This is a genomic window from Vibrio nigripulchritudo (assembly GCF_027924785.1).
In the GTDB taxonomy this organism is placed as follows: domain Bacteria; phylum Pseudomonadota; class Gammaproteobacteria; order Enterobacterales; family Vibrionaceae; genus Vibrio; species Vibrio nigripulchritudo.
The window spans coordinates 3982106-4005998 of the sequence record NZ_AP027049.1 but is presented as its reverse complement, the minus strand read 5'-3'; the positions used below and the strand labels follow the sequence as shown (position 1 = coordinate 4005998).

The window sequence follows — 23893 nt, the reverse complement described above, 5'->3', positions numbered from 1 at the left end:
ACGCTCCTCAGCCTTGCATGATTATCTTTAATGACTGACAGGAGACCAAGAATTCCTGTTTTCATTATGATACTGATCTTACGATGATTACTGAACACTACAGGGAGAATATCAGTATTTTAAGGGTTGAACTGTTAACCTGGGATTCACATGTAAAAGCCATCCAAGTCATCAGCAAAAAAGCCCATCAACATCCCACAATAATCGGACTACGACTCTCTGCATCCCAGCACCAATGAAAGTTGAAAGCCATTTCCCACCATTCCCACTTTTCCCATCCTGATCTATGATGGAAGTAATCTTGGGAAGTTAGTATTTGACCATAAATTGCAATTTGGTCCCCAAGACGTCGCGCGAGGCCAGCTACTATGGGAAACTTCACTTTCTGCATCGGAAAATAGCCTTTTTATATTCAACTACCCTCATTTCAATCAATCTGAAATGAGGGTAAATACCTGCCAAAATACCGTATAATGAAGCGATATGTTGCTAAAAGTCCTTAAGTCTGATTTTCAACAGATTATGGAATCAATTACACTGCCGCATCTCTCATTTACATCAATTAATCCTTTTTCCATTACGATTAGCTATAGATCTACAGCCAGATTCTGATATATTTCGTTGCCTACTATTAATATAAATGATAACCATTATCATTTATATTAAGCGCAAATCTAGGCGAAAGGAGTAACAGGCGATGGTGGCATTAGACCCAGCTAACATGCAACGCATTGATAATATGTATCAAGAGCACCGCAGCTGGCTCTCGGTATATGTGCAGCGTCGTCTGGGCTGCCCGGAAGTCACTGCCGATTTAGTTCAGGACACCTATCTACGCCTCCTTACCAAAGGCACACTTCCCGAGCAAAAGGACTCTCGTCGCTACCTGACCACCATTGCCAAAGGGCTGGTGATCGACCTCTATCGTCGTCGACGCATCGAAACTGCCTACCTGGAATTACTGGAAAATGAACCAGAAGAAGTGACGGCTTCTCCGGAATCTCATGCCTTAGTAGTAGAAGCATTAGTTGAAATAGACACCCTACTGCACAAACTTCCTCACAAAGCGCGTCAGGCGTTGTTAATGAGACAGCTGGAAGGAAAGAGCTACAAGCAGATTGCCGAGGAACTGGGAGTGTCTGTTTCCTCTGTTGAAAAATACGTAGCAAAGGCGCTTCAGGGCTGTATGTTAGCCATGCTTGAGGCGTAACATGAGTATCGAACGTATTTCTCGAGAATCCATAGAACAGGCATCATTATGGATGGCAAGGCTATGGGCGGACGACGTCACTGAGCAGGATAAAAAAGCATTCAACACCTGGCGCAGTGCCCATCCTGACAACGAATTTGCCTGGCAACAACTCGAAACTCTGCAAAAGAAATTCGCCGCAGTCCCTAATCCAGGGTTATCAGGTAAAGTCCTCAACCGAGATCGTCGCGGCATCACACGTCGTCAGGCACTGATCTGGGCAGGCATCTCATTTGGTACTTTGGGCCTGATGATGGCTGGTCGCTCAGACACTCCTTCAGGAGCTGAATACGCAACAGCAACCGGTGAAATCCGCTCTCTCACCTTGTCTGATGGCACAGAAATGATCATGAACACGGCGACGCGTGTTTATGTGGATTTCAACCAGTCAGAACGTATGCTGCATCTGGTTCAGGGTGAAATCATGATCACCAGCGCTCATCACCTAACCCCATTTATGGTCTCAACAGGTCAGGGTAATGTAGTACCAATCGGGACACGCTTTACTGTCCAGCAGCAAGACAACAAAACCAAAGTCAGTGTATACGAGGGTGAAGTGGCGGTGTATCCAAAGCAGAGCTTTGAATCAACGCACCTTCTGGCAGGTGAAAACGTAGCGTTCAGTGCAGAATACACTGAAAGCAAACACGCCAATGCCACCAGCAATGCCCTGTGGCTAAATCAGAAAATCCTCGCTCAGGCGACTCCGCTGCCAGAATTTATCAACGATCTTGCCCGCTATCGCCGTGGTGTTGTCAACGTTGATCCGTCCCTCAGCCATTTAAAATTGACGGGGGTTTTCTCCACCAAAGACACAGATAAAACTCTGCACAATATCAGCCAGGTTCTTCCTATCGAAGTTCATTACCGAACCCCTCTTTGGGTCAGCATTAAAGCCAAAGACGATAACTGAGATCCAGTTCGGTCATTTAGAGCCAATAACCATTACGGATTTTGAATTCTCACTCGGTGTAAAGGTTAGTGAGCAATTCAAAGAAAAGGACAGCAAGGTGTTACTCCTGCCCAGGCTTTCACGTCAAGCCTTATCAATTAGAATAAAACTCGGGCTTTCAGCCCTGCTATTTCCAGCATTAGCCTGGTCTTCGACCCAGAATTTTGACATTCCAGCGGGGCGACTGGATCAAGTTCTCAGCCAACTTGCCATCGAAGCAGACATTGAGTTCACACTGAATGCCTCGCTGTCTCAAGATATCTACAGCCCCGGAATTGAAGGACAGTTTGACGCAGCAGAAGCTCTGATGCTGATACTGGAGAATACAGGATTGATTGCTGAGCCGCAGGAAGACGGCAGCTATATTCTGACTCCCATCAACAGTACTATGACGCTAGACGCCATTCAGGTACGTACTCATTTCGATGATGAGATCGCCCGAGATGAAACAGGCGAATTAGATATTTACGATGCTGACACATCCACCGCCTACATCAGCAAGGAAGAAATAGAGCGATTTAAAGGCGCTAGCGGTGCCGATTTATTCACCGGGATGGCAAATACCTTCAGCGGTGAAGCTCGTAACGGTGGCAGCAGTATCGACGCCAACATACGGGGCGTTCAGGGGACGGGGAGGGTTCCCGTCGTCATCGACGGTACCGAACAGGGCATCACCATCTGGAACGGGTACCGTGGTGCTTCCAACCGAAACTACATCGACCCAAACCTGATCAGTGGATTAAAAGTACACAAAGGTGCTCAGCTCAACTCAGATGTGAATACGTCCGTTGGTGGGGCGGTACAGGTCACCACACTCCAGCCTCAGGATATCATCGCTGAAGGTGAAACATTTGGCATGGAAGTCATTGTCGAGGGTAGCAGTAATTCCGTCGCACCTTATCAGGCAAAAATGCACACAGGTAAACACTGGAGAGAGGTGCCTATCTATAACGAACAGGGCGGAATTGATTGGTATAACGACCCAGAACTTCGTTTTGAAACCCGAGACAGCAAAAGTAATAACCCATTTGGCGGAGAAGACGTTGCTTTTCGATTCGCCGCTTCTGGGATCAATGATAAATTCGAATGGTTAGGTGCTATCGCCTATAGAAAGCGTGGTAACTACTATTCCGGTACTAAGAAAGCCGATTTCTATAAGCAACCTTATAACCCAGATACCCTTAACATTAATTTCCTACAGCCCCGACATGCGGCTCTTAACCACCTTCCGGGGCATGAAGTATTTAACACTTCATCGGAAATGCACTCCTATCTTCTAAAAACCACCTACAAATTCTCAGATTTTGAAAAGGTGCAAATTAATGCCCGCTTCACTGAAAGCAAACACGGTGAAATCATGGCAAGCCGCTCTGATTACCGCAACAGTGATGGTATGGCTCAGTGGCCACTGGGAAGCGCTAAGCTGCAGGCTTACAGTGTGAAATACCGGGTAAACCCCGAATCACGTTTTCTTAACTTGAGTACGGATCTCTGGACAACATTGTCAGATACCGTTACCAACACTGCGGGCGGTTTTCCAAATACCGTGGTGACTGAGCCAGAAGGGAACGGAATCATCTTTAACACCGCCACGGCATACAACAAAGAACGACGTATCGGCGCGAATTTCAAAAACACCATGCTGCTGTCGGACAATTGGGATATGACGGTATCTGGCCACTACCAACACCATACCGTTGAGCCGAAGCAAGGCATGAAATATCTGGTCGATAAGTACAATGCAACGGTTCGGGCGGGAGAGAGAACCGAGTTTAACGGCGCAGCCAAGGTAGAGTGGCGAGCCAGTGACAGCTTGATTTTTAATGCCGGACTAAGATACGGAAAGTATGAATCCGAAGATCATTATCTGAAATACCGCATCGAAAACAAAAGCGATAAACGCAAACTGGGCGAGTACATAACGGAAGGCTACCTCCTTACCTACCAGACTCAAGAAGTATATGAACCGGAAGAAGTCGCTCAGAGAGTTGCAAACGCAGAACACGACGTTCGGATTACCTTTACCCGTGATGCATTAGACAAAGAAGTCGCCACCATGACCAGTCTAATCGCTACAACTACGGACCCTGTTAAGAAAGCAGAATACCAGTCTAGGCTGGCGGCTGTCCAAAGCAGTCTGGCGAATTTCGATTCACTACTTCAGCAGAAAATCAAAGTGGCTGTCGCCAAAGTAGAGAGTGAGAAAACCTACTTACGTACTCACACTCAGGAATGGAGAAATGACAGTAACAACAAGTTAAGTATGAAAAGAAACGCTTGTGTGATTGCCATGAGCCAGCCAAATTACGTTAAAAACAGTTGTAAATTCACACGACTGCCAGACATTCAACGCTATAAATCTAAGTACGCAAATAGCGACAGTGGCTGGATGCCTTCGCTCACAGCAACCTGGCTTATCTCAGACAACAATCGTGCTTATGCTCGTTATGCAGAGACATTGCGTTTTCCAAGTCTGTTTGAAAGTACCAGTGGTTTTTCAGCAGGTCACTTAACTTCTTCACCTCTGCAGCCTGAACGTGCCACATTGTGGGAGCTGGGTTACGTTCACTATTTCGACAATGCCAATATCAAGCTGGTGCATTTCGATCAGACAATCACCAATATCATAGACAGAGACATTCGGACGCGAGCATTCGGTAATCTCGACTTTCAAAACACCAGAGGGCTGGAATTACAAGCCTCCTATGATGATGAAACCTATTTTGGAGAACTCTCGGCAGCTTATAACTACCACAACGAAATTTGTGACGATAACTCCGCGTCCCAGAGGTTCATTATTGGTGTAGTAGAAGAGAGCAAAGAAATCATCGATCTCTGTGCCCGCGGAGGCTTTTCTAACATCAGTTATCTGGGCAGTTACGCCAATCCGGAGTATTCCGCAAATCTTTTGGTTGGTTCTCGTTTTCTAAATCAGACCTTAGAAACCGGTGTTCGTGGCAACTACGTATCCGGCAGCCATCACGAAGATTTAATCGCACGCACGCACTCCCTCACGTTTGATGCCTTTATCAACTACCAGATCAATGAATCGGTTGATCTTGAGCTGGTCGGTACGAACCTGCTGGATTTGTACTACCTGGAACTTGGCTCGATTTCGGGTATCCCTGCACCAGGGCGAACCTTCAGCGTCAAATTGAAAGGAAAATTCTAATTTTTCACAAAAAATTTTTCAATAACGTTACGGATTTTCACTCTTTACTCGGTGTAGAGGATGACCTGTTAGATTTCGTCGGCTTCATATTGGCTGACAACACCATTTAGGACGAATCATGAACAACAAAAATACATGGATGCTTCTGGCTTTGAGTCTGCCGACATTAGTCGCATGCGGTGGCGGCTCGAGCTCCAACGATTCCAACGGTTCCAACGGTTCCAACGACAACACAGTAAAACCACCTGTCGTTGCACCAGCACCAGCTAAAAAACCACAAATCAACGCCAAGATGAACAACACAGTTCGTTTAAATGGTTTGGATATCTTCGAAAAAAGTGCCACTCAAATAGCTCAGAAAAAAGCACTGAACTCGGCAGTAGCTGACACTGCAAACGCTCAACCATTCACTTGGGTCATTAGCAAAAAACCAGCAGGCAGCAACAGTGAAATTAAAAACGCCAATGCATTAGTGACATCGTTCCAACCAGACCTAGCGGGTGAATACACCATTCAGCTTACTGCAACGAATCCTGCGGCTACGATAGAAAAACACTATAAAGTGACAGGTGCCGCTGAGAACGCAGCACCAAATGTCTTTCCAACCGAGTCAGTAATGACGGGAATCGACACTAACATTACTCTGTCTGCAAACGCTGTGGATCCAGACAATAACGATCTGACTTACCAGTGGTCTGTGACAAACAAGCCTAGTAATGCAACGGTAACACTAACCGATGAAACGACAGAAAATGCCACATTCTCTGCCAACGCTGCGGGTGAGTATGAGTTAAGCATTGCGGTTTCAGATTCAAAAGAGACAGTAAAGCGTGCGGTTAATGTGAAGATTGATGAAAGTGTAGTGCCTTACACGTCTGAGACGTCTGTTTATTTAGAAAGAACCAACGCCTTTACTCAAGAAAACGTAAAACCAATCAATAAACTGAACTTTGCGACGCTTGAGTTGAATAAGAAGGTAAAATTGGATGCCAGCTCGAACACAGACAAAGACAGCACAAATTTCCAATACCAATGGGCGGTTGTTTCTAAACCTACTGCAAGCTCAAGCACAATCACACTAGATTCGGCGCAAATTGCTGAATTTACTCCAGATGTAATTGGTGATTATGTCTTTTCTGTGACGGTAAACGAAGGCAATAAGCAACGTGCCATTGAATATGTAGGCATCACTGCAGTAGAAACTGTAACATCAGCAACAGCTCTCATTACTGCGGTAAACTCTACAGGAGCGACTTATGCCTATGAATCTTCCAGTTATATTCCACAAGGCGACCCGAGGTTTAAGTATGTAGAAGACCCTATGTTTGGAAATATCAAAGTCATTGCTGTTTCCAAAAACGGTGCATCTGCTAATTACATTAAAGTCGACACTATCACCATTACTCCTACAGCAGCAGACATTTTCGTTTACGATTTCACATCTCTGTTTTTCCCACCGCCAATCACAGGTATAAAAATTGAAGGTGTAAATAAAAACCAACTAATTTCTGTAGGTGAATCTATAGATCTTGATATTTATATGGATGCTTCGGTTCCATTAAATAACATCAAAGATATTGCCATCGATTTTTCTGGAAACGCAACTAGCCTATTCTCCGTTTATTATGCCTTCACGGAGTAAGCTAAATTAGGGTGCACGCCATGTGCACCTTTTTCTATTAACTAATATTGATATTGCCCATTCTATGATGAAGCTGACCCAAATCCTGAGCTTAGTCTTTGCAGCGGTTATTCTTGCCGGATGTAATGAAAGCCTGAAACTCGATCTGGCACCTACCAAGTCGAATACCCCTCCTATAGCCATCGCGGGTAACAATCAACTGGTTTATGTGGGTGAACCAACTCAACTGAATGGGGAAAAAAGCTTCGACAAAGACCTTCAGCCGCTGACCTTTGAATGGAAAATACAACCTGATCAATACACAAAGCTGGATCGTAATGCCAAGCTCCTTCAACCAAATTCAATTAAACCGTCTTTCGTTGCCCATGAAGCGGGAGAGTTCTACGTAAACCTGACGGTCAATGATGGTATTGAAAACAGTCGGGTTAACACCATTAAGCTGACTGCAGTGATTAGAGGAGAGAACAACCCTCCTGTTATTAACTTGGAAGAAAACATCAACGGTACCTTACATTTTGGAGCTAACATCTTCCCTGCTTACGACAATACCGATAATGATGAATTATTTTATACTTGGGAAATAGTCGAAAGCCCTGCAGGAAGTTCACCAACTTTGTCATATGATTCATTCAGTTGGAATTCCTTAAAGACAGATACTGAAGGACTTTATACCGTAAAGGTAACCGTATTTGATGGTATCCACCATGTATCAGCGACGACAAAAGTGCTGATCAACTATGAGAACGTCAAACCAGTCGCCAACCTCAATCACGACGTCATGATCAGTCATGTCGGAAGAGCGATCACTTTAGATGGCACCAAGAGCTCCGACTTGAACGGCGAGTCGCTAAACTTCCACTGGACAATGACACCACCCAATGGTTCTAACGCCACCTTTGATGACCCACACTCACCTACACCAACTATTTTAGGTGATGTACCCGGTTTATATTTCTATGAACTGGTGGTTGATGATGGCGAATTATCCAGTGACCCTAATGAATATGTAATTGAATTTCTTGGACTTGATACTCCGGGATTGAGGATCTACCGCGACACTAGTTCTGCTCCACTCGATATGCCACATCGCCCTGAGCAAGCCCGGGATGAAACTCAGAATAACCAAGCCAGTTATGTTCTTGATCGCTACCGCATTGAAGCAGTGGAGTCTGATGTATACATCAGAGACGTGATTGCCAGTGACAGAGCCAATATTATCACCCCTTATTTTGATGGCTTGGAGCAAACTCAATTATTCACACTAAAAAAAGGTGAAAGCATATCTTTTAATTTGGTTGCCCCTGCCACTGACGGAAAAGTAAGCCAGCCCATATTCAGCTTTAACTGGATAATGGGACGCGCCACGGAATATCACAATGCCTATCACTTTGACGCTAAATATACTTTCACCAGCAATTAAATAGTGAAAATAAAATAAAAATCATCATTTAAATTTTTATTTTACGGATATTTAAAGTTCATTCGGTAATACATATAAGAACCACATCAAGGTGTTGTCGTGCGCACCAATGCCTTGATTGGTTCTCTCAATAGTATAAATTCAATCTTTAAAGGAATAATTCATGAAACCAGTAAAACTGACCCTTATTTCTGCAGCACTACTTGGCTTAAGCTCAATGGCACACGCAGGCTTTAACGGTGCAATCAGCGACAACACTCACCGTCACGTTGGCGAATCTCAGGTAGACGCAAAGTTCGGCTGGATTGTAATCCATGAGAAAGGTTACGCAGGCATTGGCGCCACAGGAAAAGAACGCGTTGATTTTAAAAACCTGGCGAAGCGCTCTTCATGGCCGTTTGGTGTAACTCGTGATGGCGTACATACTCGCGGAAGCCGCCACTCTACAACTTCTCAGTACAACTTTGCCAGCGTTGCAAACCAGGACGTTTGGTTTGGTGAGTGGTACGAAGGCAGCCGTGACTCAGGTTACGCTAACCGTGCGGTATTCTACGTAGGTGATAACACAGGTACAACTGTACCAACAACAGGTACAGCAACTTACAGTGTAGCTGGCGTAAACAAATTCAACGGTTCGAACAAACTTAGCGGTACTTTTACAGCTAACTTTGGCACTCAAAAACTAACTGGTTCTATTAACAATGCCTCTCTGACTGTTGGTGTAAACGCAAACATCAATGCTTCTACTGCTGCATTTAACGGTACAGCGACAGCAACAACTGGTGGTGCGACTACTAACGGTACGTCTCAAGGTCACTTCTTTGGTGCAAACGCATCTGCTCTGGCAGGTATTGCGACCTTCACTAACAAAGATCTAGACACGGCATTTGGCGGCAGCAAAAACTAATTGCTGAGCCTCCCCTATACAGAAGCAGCCCGCGCTGCTTCTGTTTTTCTTTCTTTACCATTTGGTTATTCCCTTGCTTAAATCCTTTTTAACTCTTTCACCTATAGCGCTTGCGTTTCTATTCAGTGCACATACATTAGCCGATCAAGACAAAAATCAGCGTCTGCAGCAACGGGACGCCCTTTCTGCGCTGGAAAAAGAGCAGGAACTGTTGAAAGAAGAACGGGAAAGAGAAGCTGCTTTAACTGTAGATGGTGTCACCTATGAAGTGAGCGACACATTAGATGAGCTCGGTCCTGCCCTGCATATCGCGGTAAAAACAAGGCAATGGGAACAAGCTCAGGGTTTCCTAATCCGTTATAAAGCGCTGGAAGGATACGATCCCTTGCTGGTGCACTACGCTCAGGGTGCGCTTTTCAGAATTGAGGGAAAATTAACAGAATCGGAAGAAGAATATCAGTCTCTTCTTGCCCTCGCTCCGGAATTCATGCCAGCCAAGCTAGAGCTGGCTAGGGTACAGTTTGAAAACCAAAAAAACCGAGATTCTCTGAATCTGTTCCGAGAGATCAAAAACAACATTCCACAGGATAACCCAAGAGCAGCAGGTGTTATCCGGACCATTGATACGTTCAGCGAAGCGCTCGAAGTCCGTGATAGCTGGCAAGGGGCTTTTAGCTTTGGTCCTTCTTACAGTGACAACCTGAATCGCACCTCGGAAAGCTCGGTATGCCTGGCAACGCTACCTAACGGGCAATGCTGGATAAGTCAGACGACACCCGACAAAGAATCCGGCTTTGGGATGGATTATGACGCCAGCTTAAACAAACGCTTCTCCCTGTCCGGGCACCACGGCGTCAAATTTAACGCATTAGCGTATGGATTGCTGAATGACGGCAAGAAAAAGTTCAACCAACATACCCTGATTACCGGGCTCAGTTACAGCTATCAAAGCGCCAAGTTTCAGTTTTCTATCGGTCCGCAAGCCGAATACAACAACTCTGGCGATCGCACGCTTTACGTCTCTCCCGGATTAAAACTGGATGGCTTCTACAGCATCAATAATAGAAGCGCCGCAAAAGTAGAACTGAAAGCCGAATATCAGGATTACAAAGATCCGGATCTAGACCACAACAGCGACTGGCTATGGACCGCTTCTGGCACTTACTGGTATCAGTTACCCAGAAGATGGCTGGTGTTTGGTGGCATAGACTGGAACAAGAAGCAAAGTGAAATAGAACTCTTTGCGTATGAGTCCCTAGGAGGGCGGCTGGGTGTAAATCGCGCTTTCTTTGACGGCTGGGACATCAGCGTATTTTCGTCGGTTAAAGAGCGAAAGCACGATGGATTCAACAAAATTCTCAACGGAAAAAGAGAAGACAAAGAGCAAAACCACACCTTGCTGGTCACCGCAAAACCGCTGGAGTTTTGGGGGCTGACACCCACATTTACCTGGCAATACCAAAAAGTCGACAGCACATTGGATGCGATATACAGCTACAGCCAAAATGAATACAGCATTAAGCTAGAGAAACGTTTTTAATAAAACCTAATCAATTGAATTAATGGATAAAATTATTTTTATCCATTTTTTTGTTTTTTCTTTTACGGGTTTTAACCCTTCATTCGGTATATCTAAGAGGACATCAATGACAAGCGCCTTTAGAGCGCAACGACTAAGAGCATAACCGATGAGCAATAACTCGTACCTGACCCTGATAACTCTAATACTGACACTGCTGTCGCCACTGTCTTTTGCCACAGAAGAAGCCCCTAGCAACACCAGTAATACTCTTCTCTCAGATACCCAACTGGTGCCTCCCACCAACCCTCTGAATGCGCATGATTTGTCTCCGATGGGGATGTATCACGCAGCAGACTGGGTGGTCAAAGCGGTCATGATCAGCCTGGTGATTGCCTCGGTGCTGACCTGGGCAGTGCTGATAGCCAAACAAATTCAGCTCACGAGAGCGTCGCGAAAAGCCACAAAACAACTTAATGCACTTACCAAATCTGACAACCTGACGGAAGCAGAAACTCTGTGCTCCGATCTCGATGGTCCGGGTACCCTGCTATTGTCCGCTACACAATACGAGCTCACCTTATCCTCCCGAGGGAAAAGCAGTGAAGACGGAATCAAAGAACGGGTTCAGCTCAGGCTGGAGCGCGTTAATATCGGGCTCGGCAGCCAGATGACAGCGGGAACGGGAATCTTAGCCACTGTTGGCTCTGTTGGACCTTTTGTTGGATTGTTTGGCACCGTGTGGGGCATCATGAACTCCTTCATTGGTATCGCTAAATCCCAGAGCACAAGCTTAGCCGTTGTTGCCCCCGGTATTGCTGAAGCTTTGCTCGCCACCGCGATTGGCTTGATTGCCGCCATTCCAGCTGTGATGATTTACAACCATTTTACCCGTCAGATCGGTCGTTATAAAAATCAGCTGTCCGATTTGTCTGTGGCAATCATGGTACTGGTCAGCCGGGATCTGGATCGTAACCTTATTCAGACTGAGCCTTCCGATACTGGTACTCAGCTAAAAGAAGTGGGTTAAGTTATGGGGTTTAAAACTCAGCAAAACGGTGATGAAATGGTGGAAAACCATGACATCAACGTCACACCTTTTGTCGATGTTATGCTGGTGCTTCTGATCATCGTGATGGTGGCGGCGCCACTGGCAACAGTAAATGTCCCCGTTGATTTGCCATCTTCATCAGCCGAAGCAAGTCCCCTACCCGACAACCCACTCTATCTGACCATTCAGGAAGATCTGACCGTCACCATAGGTGAAGACCTTGAGGTATCAACAGAACAGCTCACCCGTGAGCTGGAAATGCGTTTTCCGGATAAAACTCAGCGCCTTTATCTAAGAGCAGACAAGAACCTGATATACCAGGATCTTCTGAACGTAATGAATCAACTGGTAGCGGGTGGATATAGCCAAATAGCGCTGGTGGGACTCGAACAGCCAAGTCAGGATCCACAATGAGTGCACTGGCGGGATCTTCACACTCTGAACCACACAGTACCCGATGGCTGATTGGCGGGGTTATCGCAAGCGTACTGCTGCATTTATCCGTTGCAGTCGCCTATTTATGGACGCCAAGTTTCGATTTTACGCCGGCACCGTCCGCATCACCCATTGCGGTCTCTCTTGTCGCCCCACTTGCGGCGCCTTCTAAAATAACCTCTGATACACAAGAATCCGTGGCTGTCGAAGCCTCAAAGCCTGAACCTGCAACTCAGGTTGAGCAGCAACAACCCGAAATCACCTCGCCTGTGACATCACAAGAATCAAAGGAAAACCCTGAACTTCAAAAGCACCATCAGGTCCCCCAAAAGCCCAAACCAAAAATAAAACCTGTTGAGACCAAGAAAAAGCCTGAGGAAAAACCAAAACCGAAAGAGCAGAAACCTCCACAGAAAGTGAAAACAGAATTAGAGAAAAAAGAAGAAGCTGTACAACCTCAAGAATCTTCTGCGCCTCAGTCTGTCGCTGCAAAGAATCAATCCACAGCACCTTCCGCCCCAAGGCAGGGAAAAACCAGCGAGCATGAAAGAGCGGCAAAACAACAATGGCAGCAGCTTCTTCACGCTCATCTGGAAAAAGAAAAGCGCTACCCAAGAAAAGCGAAAAGGTTACGTAAGCAAGGGATGCCCGTTATTCGCTTCACCATGAATAGAGAAGGTCAGGTTCTGGACGTAGAGCTGGTCCGAAGTTCTGGTACTGACTCTCTCGATAAAGAAGCAATGGATCTGGTATATCGAGCCCAGCCTTTGATCAAGCCTCCTCAGTCGATACTGGGGCAGCAGATCTCGCTGACCGTGCCGATCCGTTTTTCGTTTTAATATCCGATCCTACTCTCTGACAGGAGTGGGATCCCTGCATTAAAAACGTAATGATCGCCACAAAAATGCTTTAACCCCACAGAATGTCACCTGTTTATCCACAATTGATTCCTATACCATTAGGCACATCCATTCACAATACGATCAAAGATATCCAAACGAAGCGGTTGTGAATTCAGCGACAAACTGTGCCTGACTCTGCGATTGGGCACGAATACATTTTGCGATTCATTATTTAAACGGGAAAGCCCCCAAACCATAAAGGATACGTCCATGATCCACATAATGACAGGCAGCACCCTTGGCGGTGCCGAGTATGTTGGCGACCATCTCAGTGATTTGCTGCAAGAAAAAGGATTGGAAACAACGATCCACAACGAGCCAAAACTGGAAGACATTCCGGCAGAAGGCACCTGGCTACTGATCACCTCTACCCATGGTGCAGGCGAGTATCCGGAAAACATTCAGCCTTTCATCGAAGCACTGCAGAACACACCACCAAAGATGGCTGGTGTGAACTACGCAGTTGTTGCCATTGGCGATTCGAGCTACGACACGTTTTGCGCTGCGGGTAAACATGCCCACGCCCTGTTAGAAGACATTGGTGCCACACCGCTTACCGATTGCCTGACCATCAACATTCTGGAAACACCAGTGCCGGAAGACGCGGCTGAAGAGTGGCTGCTGCAACACATCGAAAAGTTTTAAAATCAGGGGGTGGCATCGCCACCCTTCTCTCTATTTAACCGAGTTCAACCTTTGTTTCATCCAATGTGAATAACTTTCTCACCTCTTCCTGAGTTCAACCGCTCATAATTTAACCTAACCATCTGTGGATAAACTATGATCTATCCCGTTATTAACCTATAGTTATCCAAAGAATAAGATCTAAGTCGATTTCCCCCTGTGCATAACCATCAATTTTGATCCCAGGCAATCCTCGATCTGATCAACGCTAGATCACAAGAAATGATCCCTCTAAAAAGCATGATCTTGTTGATCATTTTAGACTTATCCACAAGATCGTGTTTCCTTAATAGTAGATCTAATAAAAGATCTATATAAAGATCTTATATATATTTATCCATCGGGATCGATCCAAAATCGTTTCTCTCCTTGACCTAAAGAGGGTAGAATGTCGCTCCTTTTAACTAAGCACTCTAAACTCATTGAATACCTGAGGTCGGTTCATGCTTTATCACGAAACTTTTGACGTCATTGTTGTTGGTGGCGGACATGCAGGAACGGAAGCCGCACTCGCATCAGCTCGTACGGGTCAACGCACCCTACTCCTGACCCACAACATTGACACACTCGGTCAAATGTCTTGTAACCCTGCCATTGGTGGGATCGGCAAAGGACACCTCGTCAAAGAGGTGGACGCATTGGGTGGTTTAATGGCGAAAGCCATCGATCATTCAGGCATTCAATTTCGAACACTTAATGCCTCTAAAGGTCCCGCGGTACGAGCCACTCGCGCTCAGGCGGATCGTGCGCTTTACAAAGCGTATGTCCGTCATGCTTTAGAAAATCAACCTAACCTGACTCTTTTCCAGCAATCGGTGGACGACATCATTGTGGAAGGTGATCGAGTCACGGGTGTTGTGACTCAAATGGGGCTCAAATTCCGCGGCAGCGCCGTTGTGTTAACCGTTGGTACCTTCCTTGGAGGTAAGATCCATATTGGAATGGAAAACTTCTCTGGTGGACGCGCAGGCGATCAACCATCGATCGCTCTGGCGGATCGTCTGAGAGAATTGCCTTTCCGAGTGGATCGCCTGAAAACAGGTACGCCACCAAGAATTGATGCCCGCACTGTCGATTTCAGCGCATTAGATGTTCAGCATGGCGACAACCCGACGCCTGTATTTTCTTTTATGGGCGATCGCACTCAGCATCCTGCTCAGATACCTTGTTACATCACCCACACTAACGAAAAAACGCACGACGTGATCCGAGATAATCTGGATCGAAGTCCTATGTATGCCGGGGTGATTGAAGGCATCGGTCCTCGCTACTGTCCGTCCATTGAAGACAAAGTGATGCGCTTTGCGGACAAAAACAGCCATCAGATTTTCATTGAGCCAGAAGGGCTAACCACCCATGAACTCTACCCGAATGGCATCTCCACCAGCTTGCCGTTTGACGTGCAGGTTGACATTGTTCATTCAATGAAAGGCTTTGAAAACGCTCATATTGTGCGTCCAGGTTATGCTATTGAGTACGATTTCTTTGATCCACGCGATCTGAAACCTAACTACGAAACCAAATTTATCTCTGGTCTGTTCTTTGCGGGTCAAATTAACGGCACTACAGGCTATGAAGAAGCGGCGGCACAAGGTTTGATGGCAGGTTTAAATGCAAGCCTGCAAACTCAGGGCAAAGAGGGCTGGAGCCCTCGCCGTGACGAAGCGTATGTTGGCGTCTTGATCGACGATTTATCGACCATGGGCACCAAAGAGCCGTACCGCATGTTTACCTCTCGCGCAGAATACCGATTGCTGCTGCGTGAAGACAATGCCGATCTTCGCCTGACCGAAAAAGGTCGCGAACTTGGGTTGGTGGACGACGCTCGCTGGGCGCGTTTCAACCAGAAGATCGAAAATATGGAGCAGGAGCGTCAACGTCTGAAAGAGACCTGGATGAATCCAAAATCGACGGGTGTGGATGAACTGAACGCGATCCTTAAGACGCCAATGTCTCGCGAGGCTAGTGGTGAGGATCTGCTGCGCCGACCTGAAATGAATTATGATCAGCTGACCAAGCTTGACGCGTTCTCTCCTTCGCTGGAAGATGCTGAAGCGGCAGAGCAGGTGGAAATTCAGGTTAAGTACGAAGGGTATATCCAGCGTCAGAAAGACGAGATAGAAAAATCCCTGCGCCATGAACACACTGAAATACCAGTGGATCTGGATTATTCCGCAGTGAAAGGTCTGTCTAACGAAGTGATGGCGAAACTGACAGACGCCAAACCGTTGACCATCGGTATTGCATCACGCATTTCCGGAATTACGCCTGCGGCAATTTCGATTCTGCTGGTTCACCTGAAAAAGCAAGGCATGTTGAAAAAAGGAGCAGCCTAAGTGACAGAGCTTCGACAAAAACTGGATAGCCTGCTGGTTCAGACCGATCTGGATGTCTCCGATCATCAGCGCGATCAACTGGTTGGCTATGTGGCTCTGCTGCATAAGTGGAACAAAGCGTACAATCTGACCTCTGTGCGCGACCCGATGGAAATGTTGGTGAAACATATCCTCGATAGTATCGTAGTAAGCACTCACCTACAGGGCGATCGGTTTATCGATGTCGGAACAGGACCGGGTTTACCTGGTATTCCGCTGGCAATCATGAATCCCGATAAGTCGTTCACTCTGCTTGACAGCCTTGGTAAACGCATCCGTTTTATCAAACAAGTGCTTCATGAACTGAATATCGAAAACGTTAATGCCGTTCAAAGCCGAGTGGAAGAATTTGACCCGGAAAATGGCTTTGATGGAGTGTTAAGTCGTGCGTTCGCTTCGATTTTAGACATGGTAGAGTGGTGCCAACATTTACCAAAAGCAGATTCCGGCGTATTTTTAGCATTGAAAGGGGTAAAACCCGAATCAGAGCTTGCTCAGCTACCGGACTGGTGTTCTGTGATAGACATCAAATCTTTGGCAGTTCCAGAGCTGGAAGGTGAGCGACATCTTGTAATCTTATCGCGCAAGGGATAATAGCGAGGTCATTCCGTGGGAAGAATCATTTCAATTGCCAACCAGAAAGGTGGTGTGGGCAAAACCACAACGTGTATAAATTTGGCTGCATCAATGGCAGCAACAAAACGCAAAGTACTGGTAATTGATCTTGATCCTCAAGGCAATGCAACCATGGCAAGTGGCGTCGACAAATACAACGTCGAAGCCACGGCTTTTGATCTTCTGGTGGAAGACACCCCGTTCGAGCACGTGGTCACATGTACCACATCAGGGGGCTATGATTTGATTGCCGCCAATGGTGACGTGACCGCCGCTGAAATCAAGCTCATGGAAGTGTTCGCCCGAGAAGTCCGCCTGAAAAACGCGCTTGCGTCAGTTCGTGACAACTATGATTTCATCTTTATCGATTGTCCCCCTTCGCTAAACCTCCTTACAATCAATGCGATGGCTGCCTCTGATTCGGTATTAGTACCCATGCAGTGTGAATATTTTGCCCTTGAAGGCTTAACTGCACTCATGGATACCATCAGCAAGCTGGCTGCGGTCGTGAATGAAAACTTAAAAATTGAAGGTTTGCTTCGAACCATGTATGACCCTCGCAATCGATTGTCCAACGAGGTGTCGGATCAGCTAAAAACGCATTTTGGCGACAAAGTGTACCGAACGGTGATCCCACGAAACGTTCGACTGGCCGAAGCGCCAAGTCATGGTAAACCTGCAATGTATTACGACAAGTATTCCGCTGGGGCTAAGGCGTATCTAGCGTTGGCTGGCGAGATGCTGCGTCGTGAAGAAATGCCTGCATAGTTCAATTTAGAAGGAAAGCATCATGTCCAAACGCGGCTTAGGAAAAGGCCTCGATGCGTTGCTTGCGACCAGCTCTATGGCGCGAGAAAAGCAACAGACAATCAGCCACAGCCAGTCTCTGTCCTCTGAAGGGGATTTGAGAGACCTTTCTGTGTCGCAATTGCAGGCAGGTGTGTACCAACCTCGTAAAGACATGGAACCTGAAGCGCTGAGTGAGCTCGCGGCATCGATTAAATCGCAGGGCATCATTCAGCCTATCGTTGTGCGTCAGGTTGGAGAGCAGCAGTTCGAAATTATCGCCGGTGAACGTCGCTGGCGCGCGGCTAAGCAGGCAGGGCTGAAACAGGTTCCGTGCCTAGTGAAAAAAGTGCAGGATCGCGCTGCGGTTGCTATGGCGCTGATTGAAAACATTCAGCGTGAAGATTTAAACGCCATTGAAGAAGCACAGGCTCTCGAGCGTCTACAGGATGAATTTGAGCTGACGCATCAACAGGTTGCTGATGTGATAGGTAAGTCTCGCACCACCGTTTCTAACCTGCTTCGCCTGAATCAACTGAGTGTTGATGTGAAACGTCTGGTACAAACCAATAAGTTGGAAATGGGTCATGCCCGTGCCCTGTTGGCCGTCGAAGAAGATGAGCAGCCAGGCATTGCTGAAACAGTGATCGCCAAGAAACTTAACGTGCGTCAGACAGAGCAGTTAGTGAAAAAACATCTCTCACCACAGGTTGAGAGCAAAAAAGCGAAAACTGACCCTGAAACGCAAGCTTTATCGGAAAGATTGAGCGAAAAACTGGGCTCTCAAGTGTCGATTGTCCGTTCTTCGAACGGCAAAGCAAAACTGACAATAAGTATTGATGAACCTCACAAATTGGAGCAACTCGTTGCAATATTAGAGGCTTAAATGAGATAATTGATGTAGGTCAATTATTAAAAAATGTTTTTTTGTTCGAAAGTTGTCGGTTTGTAAACAAAAATGTAAGTTTTTGCTGCGTTTTAATTGCATTCAAAGCGACTGACCGTATAATTTTCGGCAATTTCTATTCGCTCGCGATTATGGAGTGATGCGGGTGTTTATGAGAGGTACGAATACATGGTAGCTGCGATAGCCAGACCAGGACGAGAGCTTGCAAAGCAATTGTTATTGATCGAGGTTGGCGCGGTTATGTTTGTGGCAGCTGGAATGGCAGTTGCTGTGAATGTTGAATGGGGAATATCAGCGCTGATAGGTGGGAGCATCTTTGTAGTTGCCAACGCCGTTTTCGCAGTATGTGCATTCTTGTTTGTTGGGGCGCGAGCAGCTAAGTTTGTCGCCGCTTCTTTCTATACAGGTGAAGCCCTCAAAATTCTCATCACAGTAGCCCTGTTTTCAGTCGCCTACATGTATATGCAGGTGGAACTTGTTCCCCTGAAACTAACCTATTTGCTGGTTTTAGGGATAAATATCTTTGCTCCAGCGCTATTCATTAACAACAAAAAATAGGATGAGTTATGGCTGCGCCAGGCGAAGCGTTAACACCTTCTGGTTACATTACTCACCACCTTACTAACCTATCTACTCACAAGTTAGGGTTAGTGGCGGAAGAGTCTAGTTTCTGGAATGTACATATCGATAGCCTGTTCTTTTCATGGTTTACTGGTTTAATCTTCCTCGGAGTGTTTTATGCAGTAGCCAGAAAAGCGACAGCAGGTGTACCAGGGAAGCTTCAGTGTTTTGTTGAAATGATCGTAGAATTTGTCGCGTTAAACGTCAAAGATACGTTCCATGGACGCAACCCTCTGATAGCACCTTTGGCACTGACTATCTTTTGTTGGGTATTCCTGATGAACTTGATGGACTTAGTTCCTATCGATTTCGTACCTTACCCAGCAGAGCATTGGCTCGGTATTCCTTACTTGAAAATAGTACCGTCGGCTGATGTGAATATCACCATGGCTATGGCAATAGGCGTTTTTGCTCTGATGATTTACTACAGCATCAAAGTGAAAGGTCTAGGTGGATTTGCAAAAGAACTCGCACTACACCCATTCAATCACTGGACCATGATCCCGTTCAACCTGCTTATTGAAGTGGTATCGCTACTGGCGAAACCTCTGTCTCTAGGTATGCGTCTGTTCGGTAACATGTTCGCAGGTGAGGTTGTATTCATTCTTTGTGCTGCAATGCTACCATGGTATCTACAATGGATGGGTTCACTACCGTGGGCTATTTTCCATATTCTGGTAATCACGATTCAGGCATTCGTGTTCATGATGTTGACAATTGTCTACATGTCCATGGCACACGAAGATAATGATCATTAATTTTTTATTCTTATTTAGTTTAAGTTAATCGCTATATATTGGAGATAGTAATGGAAACTGTATTAAGCTTCTCAGCAATCGCAGTAGCAATCATCGTAGGTCTGTGTGCAGTTGGTACTGCGGTAGGCTTCGCAATTCTGGGTGGTAAATTCCTTGAAGGTGCAGCACGTCAGCCTGAAATGGCACCAATGCTTCAAGTTAAGATGTTCATCATCGCAGGTCTTCTGGATGCGGTTCCAATGATCGGTATCGTAATCGCTCTACTATTCACATTCGCAAACCCATTCGTTGGTCAACTAGCTGGTTAATCATAGGTAATGAGCGACAGGCTCTGGCTTGTCACTGATTAACACTAAGTCCAATAAAGAGGGGTAGCTGTTGTGAATATGAACGCAACTCTGCTAGGTCAAGCAATCTCGTTCGCACTGTTTGTGTGGTTCTGCATGAAGTATGTATGGCCGCCAATTATGCAGGCGATCGAAGAGCGTCAGAAGAAAATTTCTGACGGTCTACACGCGGCGGAACGTGCTGCGAAAGACTTGGATCTAGCGCAAGCCAATGCTTCTGATCAATTGAAAGAAGCTAAGCGCACAGCAACTGAGATCATCGACCAAGCGAACAAGCGTAAGTCTCAAATTCTTGATGAAGCTCGTGAAGATGCTTTGGCAGAACGCCAAAAGATTCTGAACCAAGCGGAAGCAGAAGTTGAAGCGGAACGCAACCGTGCGCGCGATGAACTGCGCAAACAAGTTGCTACTCTGGCTGTAGTTGGTGCCGAGAAAATTCTGGAGCGCTCTATTGATGCTGATGCGCACAAAGATATTCTCGACAACATTACTGCAAAACTTTGATGCAAGGGGCAGCATATGTCTGATTTGACTACAATCGCACGCCCCTATGCTAAAGCAGCTTTTGACTTTGCTGTTGAGAAAGATGCGCTGGACCAATGGGGACAGATGCTCACTTTCGCAGCGGAAGTCGCAAAAAATGACGATGTTGCTGACTTGCTAGACGGGTCAATGACAGCTGAAAAGCTTTCTGAGCTTTTTATCGCGATTTGCGGCGAACAGTTTGATGAATATGGCCAAAACCTGATTAAGGTGCTGGCTGAAAATGGCCGACTTAAGGCTCTGCCTGAAGTGTGTGAAGGTTACTTTGCTCTTAAACGCGAGCATGAGAAAGAAATCGAAGTTGAAGTCACTTCAGCAACCGAGCTTTCTGAACAGCAACTTGCAGACATCAGCAGCAAACTGGAAAAACGCCTAGAGCGCAAAGTAAAGCTGAATTGCAGCATAGAAGAGACCCTACTTGGTGGGGTTATAATTCGAGCCGGAGACCTAGTCATTGATAACTCAGCGCGTGGACGTTTGAACCGCCTGAGCGATGCATTGCAGTCTTGATGGGGATTGGAGCATGCAACTTAATTCCACGGAAATTAGCGAACTGATCAAACAGCGTATTGAATCTTTCAACGTTGTTAGTGAAGCTCGTAACGAAGGTACTATCGTATCGGTAAGCGATGGTATCATTCGCATTCACGGCCTAGCGGACGTGATGCAAGGTGAAATGATTGAATTACCGGGTGGCCGTTATGCACTGGCACTTAACCTTGAGCGTGACTCGGTTGGTGCGGTAGTAATGGGCCCATATGCCGACCTTAAGGAAGGCATGAAAGTAACAGGTACTGGTCGTATTCTTGAAGTACCAGTTGGTCCTGAATTGCTAGGTCGTGTTGTAAACACACTTGGTGAGCCAATTGATGGTAAAGGTCCAATTGAAGCGAAACTTTCTTCTCCTGTAGAAGTTATCGCACCAGGCGTAATCGACCGTAAATCGGTTGATCAACCTGTACAAACTGGTTACAAATCTGTTGACTCAATGATCCCAATCGGTCGTGGTCAGCGTGAACTTGTCATCGGTGACCGTCAGACTGGTAAAACAGCGATGGCGATTGACTCGATCATTAACCAGAAAGATTCAGGTATTTTCTCTATCTACGTAGCAATCGGTCAGAAAGCATCGACTATCGCTAACGTAGTTCGCAAACTAGAAGAGCACGGCGCACTTTCCAACACTATCGTTGTTGTTGCATCGGCTTCTGAATCAGCGGCGCTACAATACCTAGCACCATACGCTGGTTGTGCGATGGGTGAATACTTCCGCGATCGCGGTGAAGACGCACTGATTGTTTACGATGATCTATCTAAGCAAGCTGTCGCTTACCGTCAAATCTCTCTATTGCTTAAGCGTCCACCGGGTCGTGAAGCGTTCCCTGGTGATGTTTTCTACCTTCACTCACGTCTACTAGAGCGTGCAGCTCGTGTAAGCGAAGAGTACGTAGAGAAGTTCACTAACGGTGAAGTGAAAGGTAAGACTGGTTCTTTGACCGCTCTTCCTATCATCGAAACGCAAGCGGGTGACGTATCTGCATTCGTACCGACAAACGTAATCTCGATTACCGATGGTCAGATCTTCCTACAAACTGAACTGTTCAACGCAGGCGTACGTCCAGCGGTTGACCCAGGTATCTCAGTATCTCGTGTAGGTGGTTCAGCGCAGACTAAAATCATCAAGAAACTGTCTGGTGGTATCCGTACCGCTCTAGCACAGTACCGTGAACTAGCGGCATTCGCACAGTTCTCGTCTGACCTTGATGATGCGACTAAGAAGCAGCTAGACCATGGTCAAAAAGTAACTGAACTGATGAAGCAGAAGCAATACGCTCCAATGTCAGTATTTGACCAGGCACTAGTAATCTTTGCGGCAGAGCGTGGCTATCTTGAAGATATCGCGATCGAAAAGCTGGCTGATTTCGAATCAGCTCTACTGTCGTATGCTCGCAGTCAATACGCTGATCTTGTTAAAGAGATCGATGCAACGGGTGCTTACAACAACGACATCGAAGCGCAGCTTAAGAAGCTAGCGGACGATTTCAAAGCAACCCAAACTTGGTAATTGGTCGGTGACCTTACGGTCACCCATTACCATAAACGGAGAGTAATACGATGGCCGGCGCAAAAGAGATACGTAATAAAATCGGTAGTGTGAAGAGCACTCAGAAAATTACGAAAGCGATGGAAATGGTAGCAGCTTCTAAAATGCGACGTTCACAAGACGCGCGTGAAGCTTCTCGTCCATACGCTGAAACAATGCGTAAAGTGATCGGTCATGTGGCAAACGGTAGCCTTGAGTATAAGCATCCTTATCTTGAGGAACGTGAAGCCAAACGTGTTGGTTACATCATCGTTTCGACTGACCGTGGTCTGTGTGGTGGTTTGAACATTAACCTGTTCAAGAAAGCCGTACTGGACATGAAATCATGGTCTGAAAAAGGCGCAGAAGTTGAATTGGCTGTTATCGGCTCAAAAGCAACGGCGTTCTTTAACAACAGCGGCGCAAAGGTAGCAGCTCAGGTATCAGGTCTTGGCGATAGCCCAAGCCTTGAAGACTTGATCGGTTCCGTAAGCGTTATGCTGAAGAAATATGATGAAGGCGAGTTGGATCGTCTGTACGTAGTGTACAACCACTTTGTGAACACTATGGTACAAGAACCAACGATCGATCAATTACTGCCTCTGCCTAAATCGGACAGCGAAGAGATGCAGCGCGAACATGCTTGGGACTACATTTATGAGCCTGAGCCAAAACCACTGCTGGATACCCTATTGGTTCGTTACGTCGAATCTCAGGTATACCAAGGCGTGGTCGAGAACCTTGCTTGTGAGCAAGCGGCTCGAATGATCGCAATGAAAGCTGCAACGGATAACGCAACCAACCTGATTGAAGATCTGGAACTTGTGTACAACAAGGCGCGTCAAGCGGCTATCACGCAAGAACTGTCGGAAATCGTTGGTGGTGCTGCCGCGGTTTAAGCATAGGTAAAACTAATAAGTTAGAG

At 46.3% G+C, this 23893-nt stretch carries 22 protein-coding genes; all 22 read left to right on the top strand.

The window, feature by feature from the left end:
• The first annotated feature begins 697 nt into the window (after positions 1-697).
• The gene (locus QMG91_RS18295; protein ID WP_004400215.1) at positions 698-1210 is read left to right on the top strand and encodes a sigma-70 family RNA polymerase sigma factor; all 513 of its coding nucleotides are present in this window, start codon (positions 698-700) and stop codon (positions 1208-1210) included.
• Between the two features lies 1 nt (position 1211).
• Positions 1212-2162 (top strand): FecR domain-containing protein, encoded by a 951-nt coding sequence (locus QMG91_RS18290; RefSeq protein ID WP_281828091.1) that lies wholly within the window; start codon positions 1212-1214, stop codon positions 2160-2162.
• A gap of 97 nt (positions 2163-2259) precedes the next feature.
• Positions 2260-5373, top strand: coding sequence for a TonB-dependent receptor (locus tag QMG91_RS18285; protein WP_281828090.1), 3114 nt, complete (start codon positions 2260-2262; stop codon positions 5371-5373).
• 118 nt (positions 5374-5491) lie between these two features.
• Positions 5492-7015 (top strand): PKD domain-containing protein, encoded by a 1524-nt coding sequence (locus QMG91_RS18280; RefSeq protein ID WP_281828089.1) that lies wholly within the window; start codon positions 5492-5494, stop codon positions 7013-7015.
• 64 nt (positions 7016-7079) lie between these two features.
• Positions 7080-8435: a PKD domain-containing protein gene (locus QMG91_RS18275; protein ID WP_281828088.1), complete on the top strand. Its 1356-nt coding sequence runs from the start codon at positions 7080-7082 to the stop codon at positions 8433-8435.
• A 163-nt stretch (positions 8436-8598) separates the two neighbouring features.
• The gene (locus QMG91_RS18270) at positions 8599-9342 is read left to right on the top strand and encodes a Slam-dependent surface lipoprotein (protein ID WP_022552171.1); all 744 of its coding nucleotides are present in this window, start codon (positions 8599-8601) and stop codon (positions 9340-9342) included.
• Between the two features lie 73 nt (positions 9343-9415).
• Complete coding sequence (locus QMG91_RS18265) at positions 9416-10882, top strand: surface lipoprotein assembly modifier (RefSeq protein ID WP_281828087.1); 1467 nt, start codon at positions 9416-9418, stop codon at positions 10880-10882.
• Positions 10883-11030: 148 nt separating this feature from the next.
• Positions 11031-11891: a tonB-system energizer ExbB gene (gene exbB, locus QMG91_RS18260; protein WP_038199811.1), complete on the top strand. Its 861-nt coding sequence runs from the start codon at positions 11031-11033 to the stop codon at positions 11889-11891.
• 3 nt (positions 11892-11894) lie between these two features.
• Positions 11895-12326: a biopolymer transporter ExbD gene (locus tag QMG91_RS18255; protein ID WP_281828084.1), complete on the top strand. Its 432-nt coding sequence runs from the start codon at positions 11895-11897 to the stop codon at positions 12324-12326.
• Complete coding sequence (locus QMG91_RS18250; protein ID WP_281828082.1) at positions 12323-13186, top strand: TonB family protein; 864 nt, start codon at positions 12323-12325, stop codon at positions 13184-13186. The genes QMG91_RS18255 and QMG91_RS18250 overlap by 4 nt, the downstream gene beginning before the upstream one ends.
• A 273-nt stretch (positions 13187-13459) precedes the next feature.
• On the top strand, positions 13460-13894 hold the full coding sequence (gene mioC / locus QMG91_RS18245) for an FMN-binding protein MioC (protein WP_004400235.1): 435 nt from the start codon (positions 13460-13462) through the stop codon (positions 13892-13894).
• A 482-nt stretch (positions 13895-14376) separates the two neighbouring features.
• Positions 14377-16269, top strand: coding sequence for a tRNA uridine-5-carboxymethylaminomethyl(34) synthesis enzyme MnmG (mnmG, locus tag QMG91_RS18240; protein WP_281828079.1), 1893 nt, complete (start codon positions 14377-14379; stop codon positions 16267-16269).
• Entirely contained in the window at positions 16270-16902 is a 633-nt protein-coding gene (gene rsmG, locus QMG91_RS18235; RefSeq protein WP_022602673.1) for a 16S rRNA (guanine(527)-N(7))-methyltransferase RsmG, read from the top strand.
• 15 nt (positions 16903-16917) lie between these two features.
• On the top strand, positions 16918-17691 hold the full coding sequence (locus QMG91_RS18230) for a ParA family protein (protein WP_004400240.1): 774 nt from the start codon (positions 16918-16920) through the stop codon (positions 17689-17691).
• Between the two features lie 22 nt (positions 17692-17713).
• Positions 17714-18595, top strand: coding sequence for a ParB/RepB/Spo0J family partition protein (locus tag QMG91_RS18225; RefSeq protein WP_004400241.1), 882 nt, complete (start codon positions 17714-17716; stop codon positions 18593-18595).
• 189 nt (positions 18596-18784) lie between these two features.
• Positions 18785-19174, top strand: a complete 390-nt coding sequence (locus QMG91_RS18220; protein WP_004400243.1) for a F0F1 ATP synthase subunit I — start codon at positions 18785-18787, stop codon at positions 19172-19174.
• Between the two features lie 8 nt (positions 19175-19182).
• A complete protein-coding gene (gene atpB / locus QMG91_RS18215) occupies positions 19183-19995 on the top strand; it encodes a F0F1 ATP synthase subunit A (RefSeq protein ID WP_004400245.1) in 813 nt (270 codons plus the stop codon).
• A 50-nt stretch (positions 19996-20045) separates the two neighbouring features.
• Positions 20046-20303 carry a F0F1 ATP synthase subunit C gene (atpE, locus tag QMG91_RS18210; RefSeq protein ID WP_004400247.1) on the top strand — a complete coding sequence of 86 codons (258 nt, stop codon included), beginning with the start codon at positions 20046-20048 and terminating at the stop codon, positions 20301-20303.
• A gap of 72 nt (positions 20304-20375) precedes the next feature.
• Positions 20376-20846 (top strand): F0F1 ATP synthase subunit B, encoded by a 471-nt coding sequence (gene atpF / locus QMG91_RS18205; RefSeq protein ID WP_004400248.1) that lies wholly within the window; start codon positions 20376-20378, stop codon positions 20844-20846.
• Positions 20847-20861: 15 nt separating this feature from the next.
• Positions 20862-21395, top strand: a complete 534-nt coding sequence (atpH, locus tag QMG91_RS18200; protein ID WP_004400249.1) for a F0F1 ATP synthase subunit delta — start codon at positions 20862-20864, stop codon at positions 21393-21395.
• A gap of 13 nt (positions 21396-21408) precedes the next feature.
• Positions 21409-22950: a F0F1 ATP synthase subunit alpha gene (gene atpA / locus QMG91_RS18195; RefSeq protein ID WP_004400250.1), complete on the top strand. Its 1542-nt coding sequence runs from the start codon at positions 21409-21411 to the stop codon at positions 22948-22950.
• 50 nt (positions 22951-23000) lie between these two features.
• A complete protein-coding gene (atpG, locus tag QMG91_RS18190) occupies positions 23001-23867 on the top strand; it encodes a F0F1 ATP synthase subunit gamma (protein ID WP_004400252.1) in 867 nt (288 codons plus the stop codon).
• Positions 23868-23893: the final 26 nt, after the last annotated feature.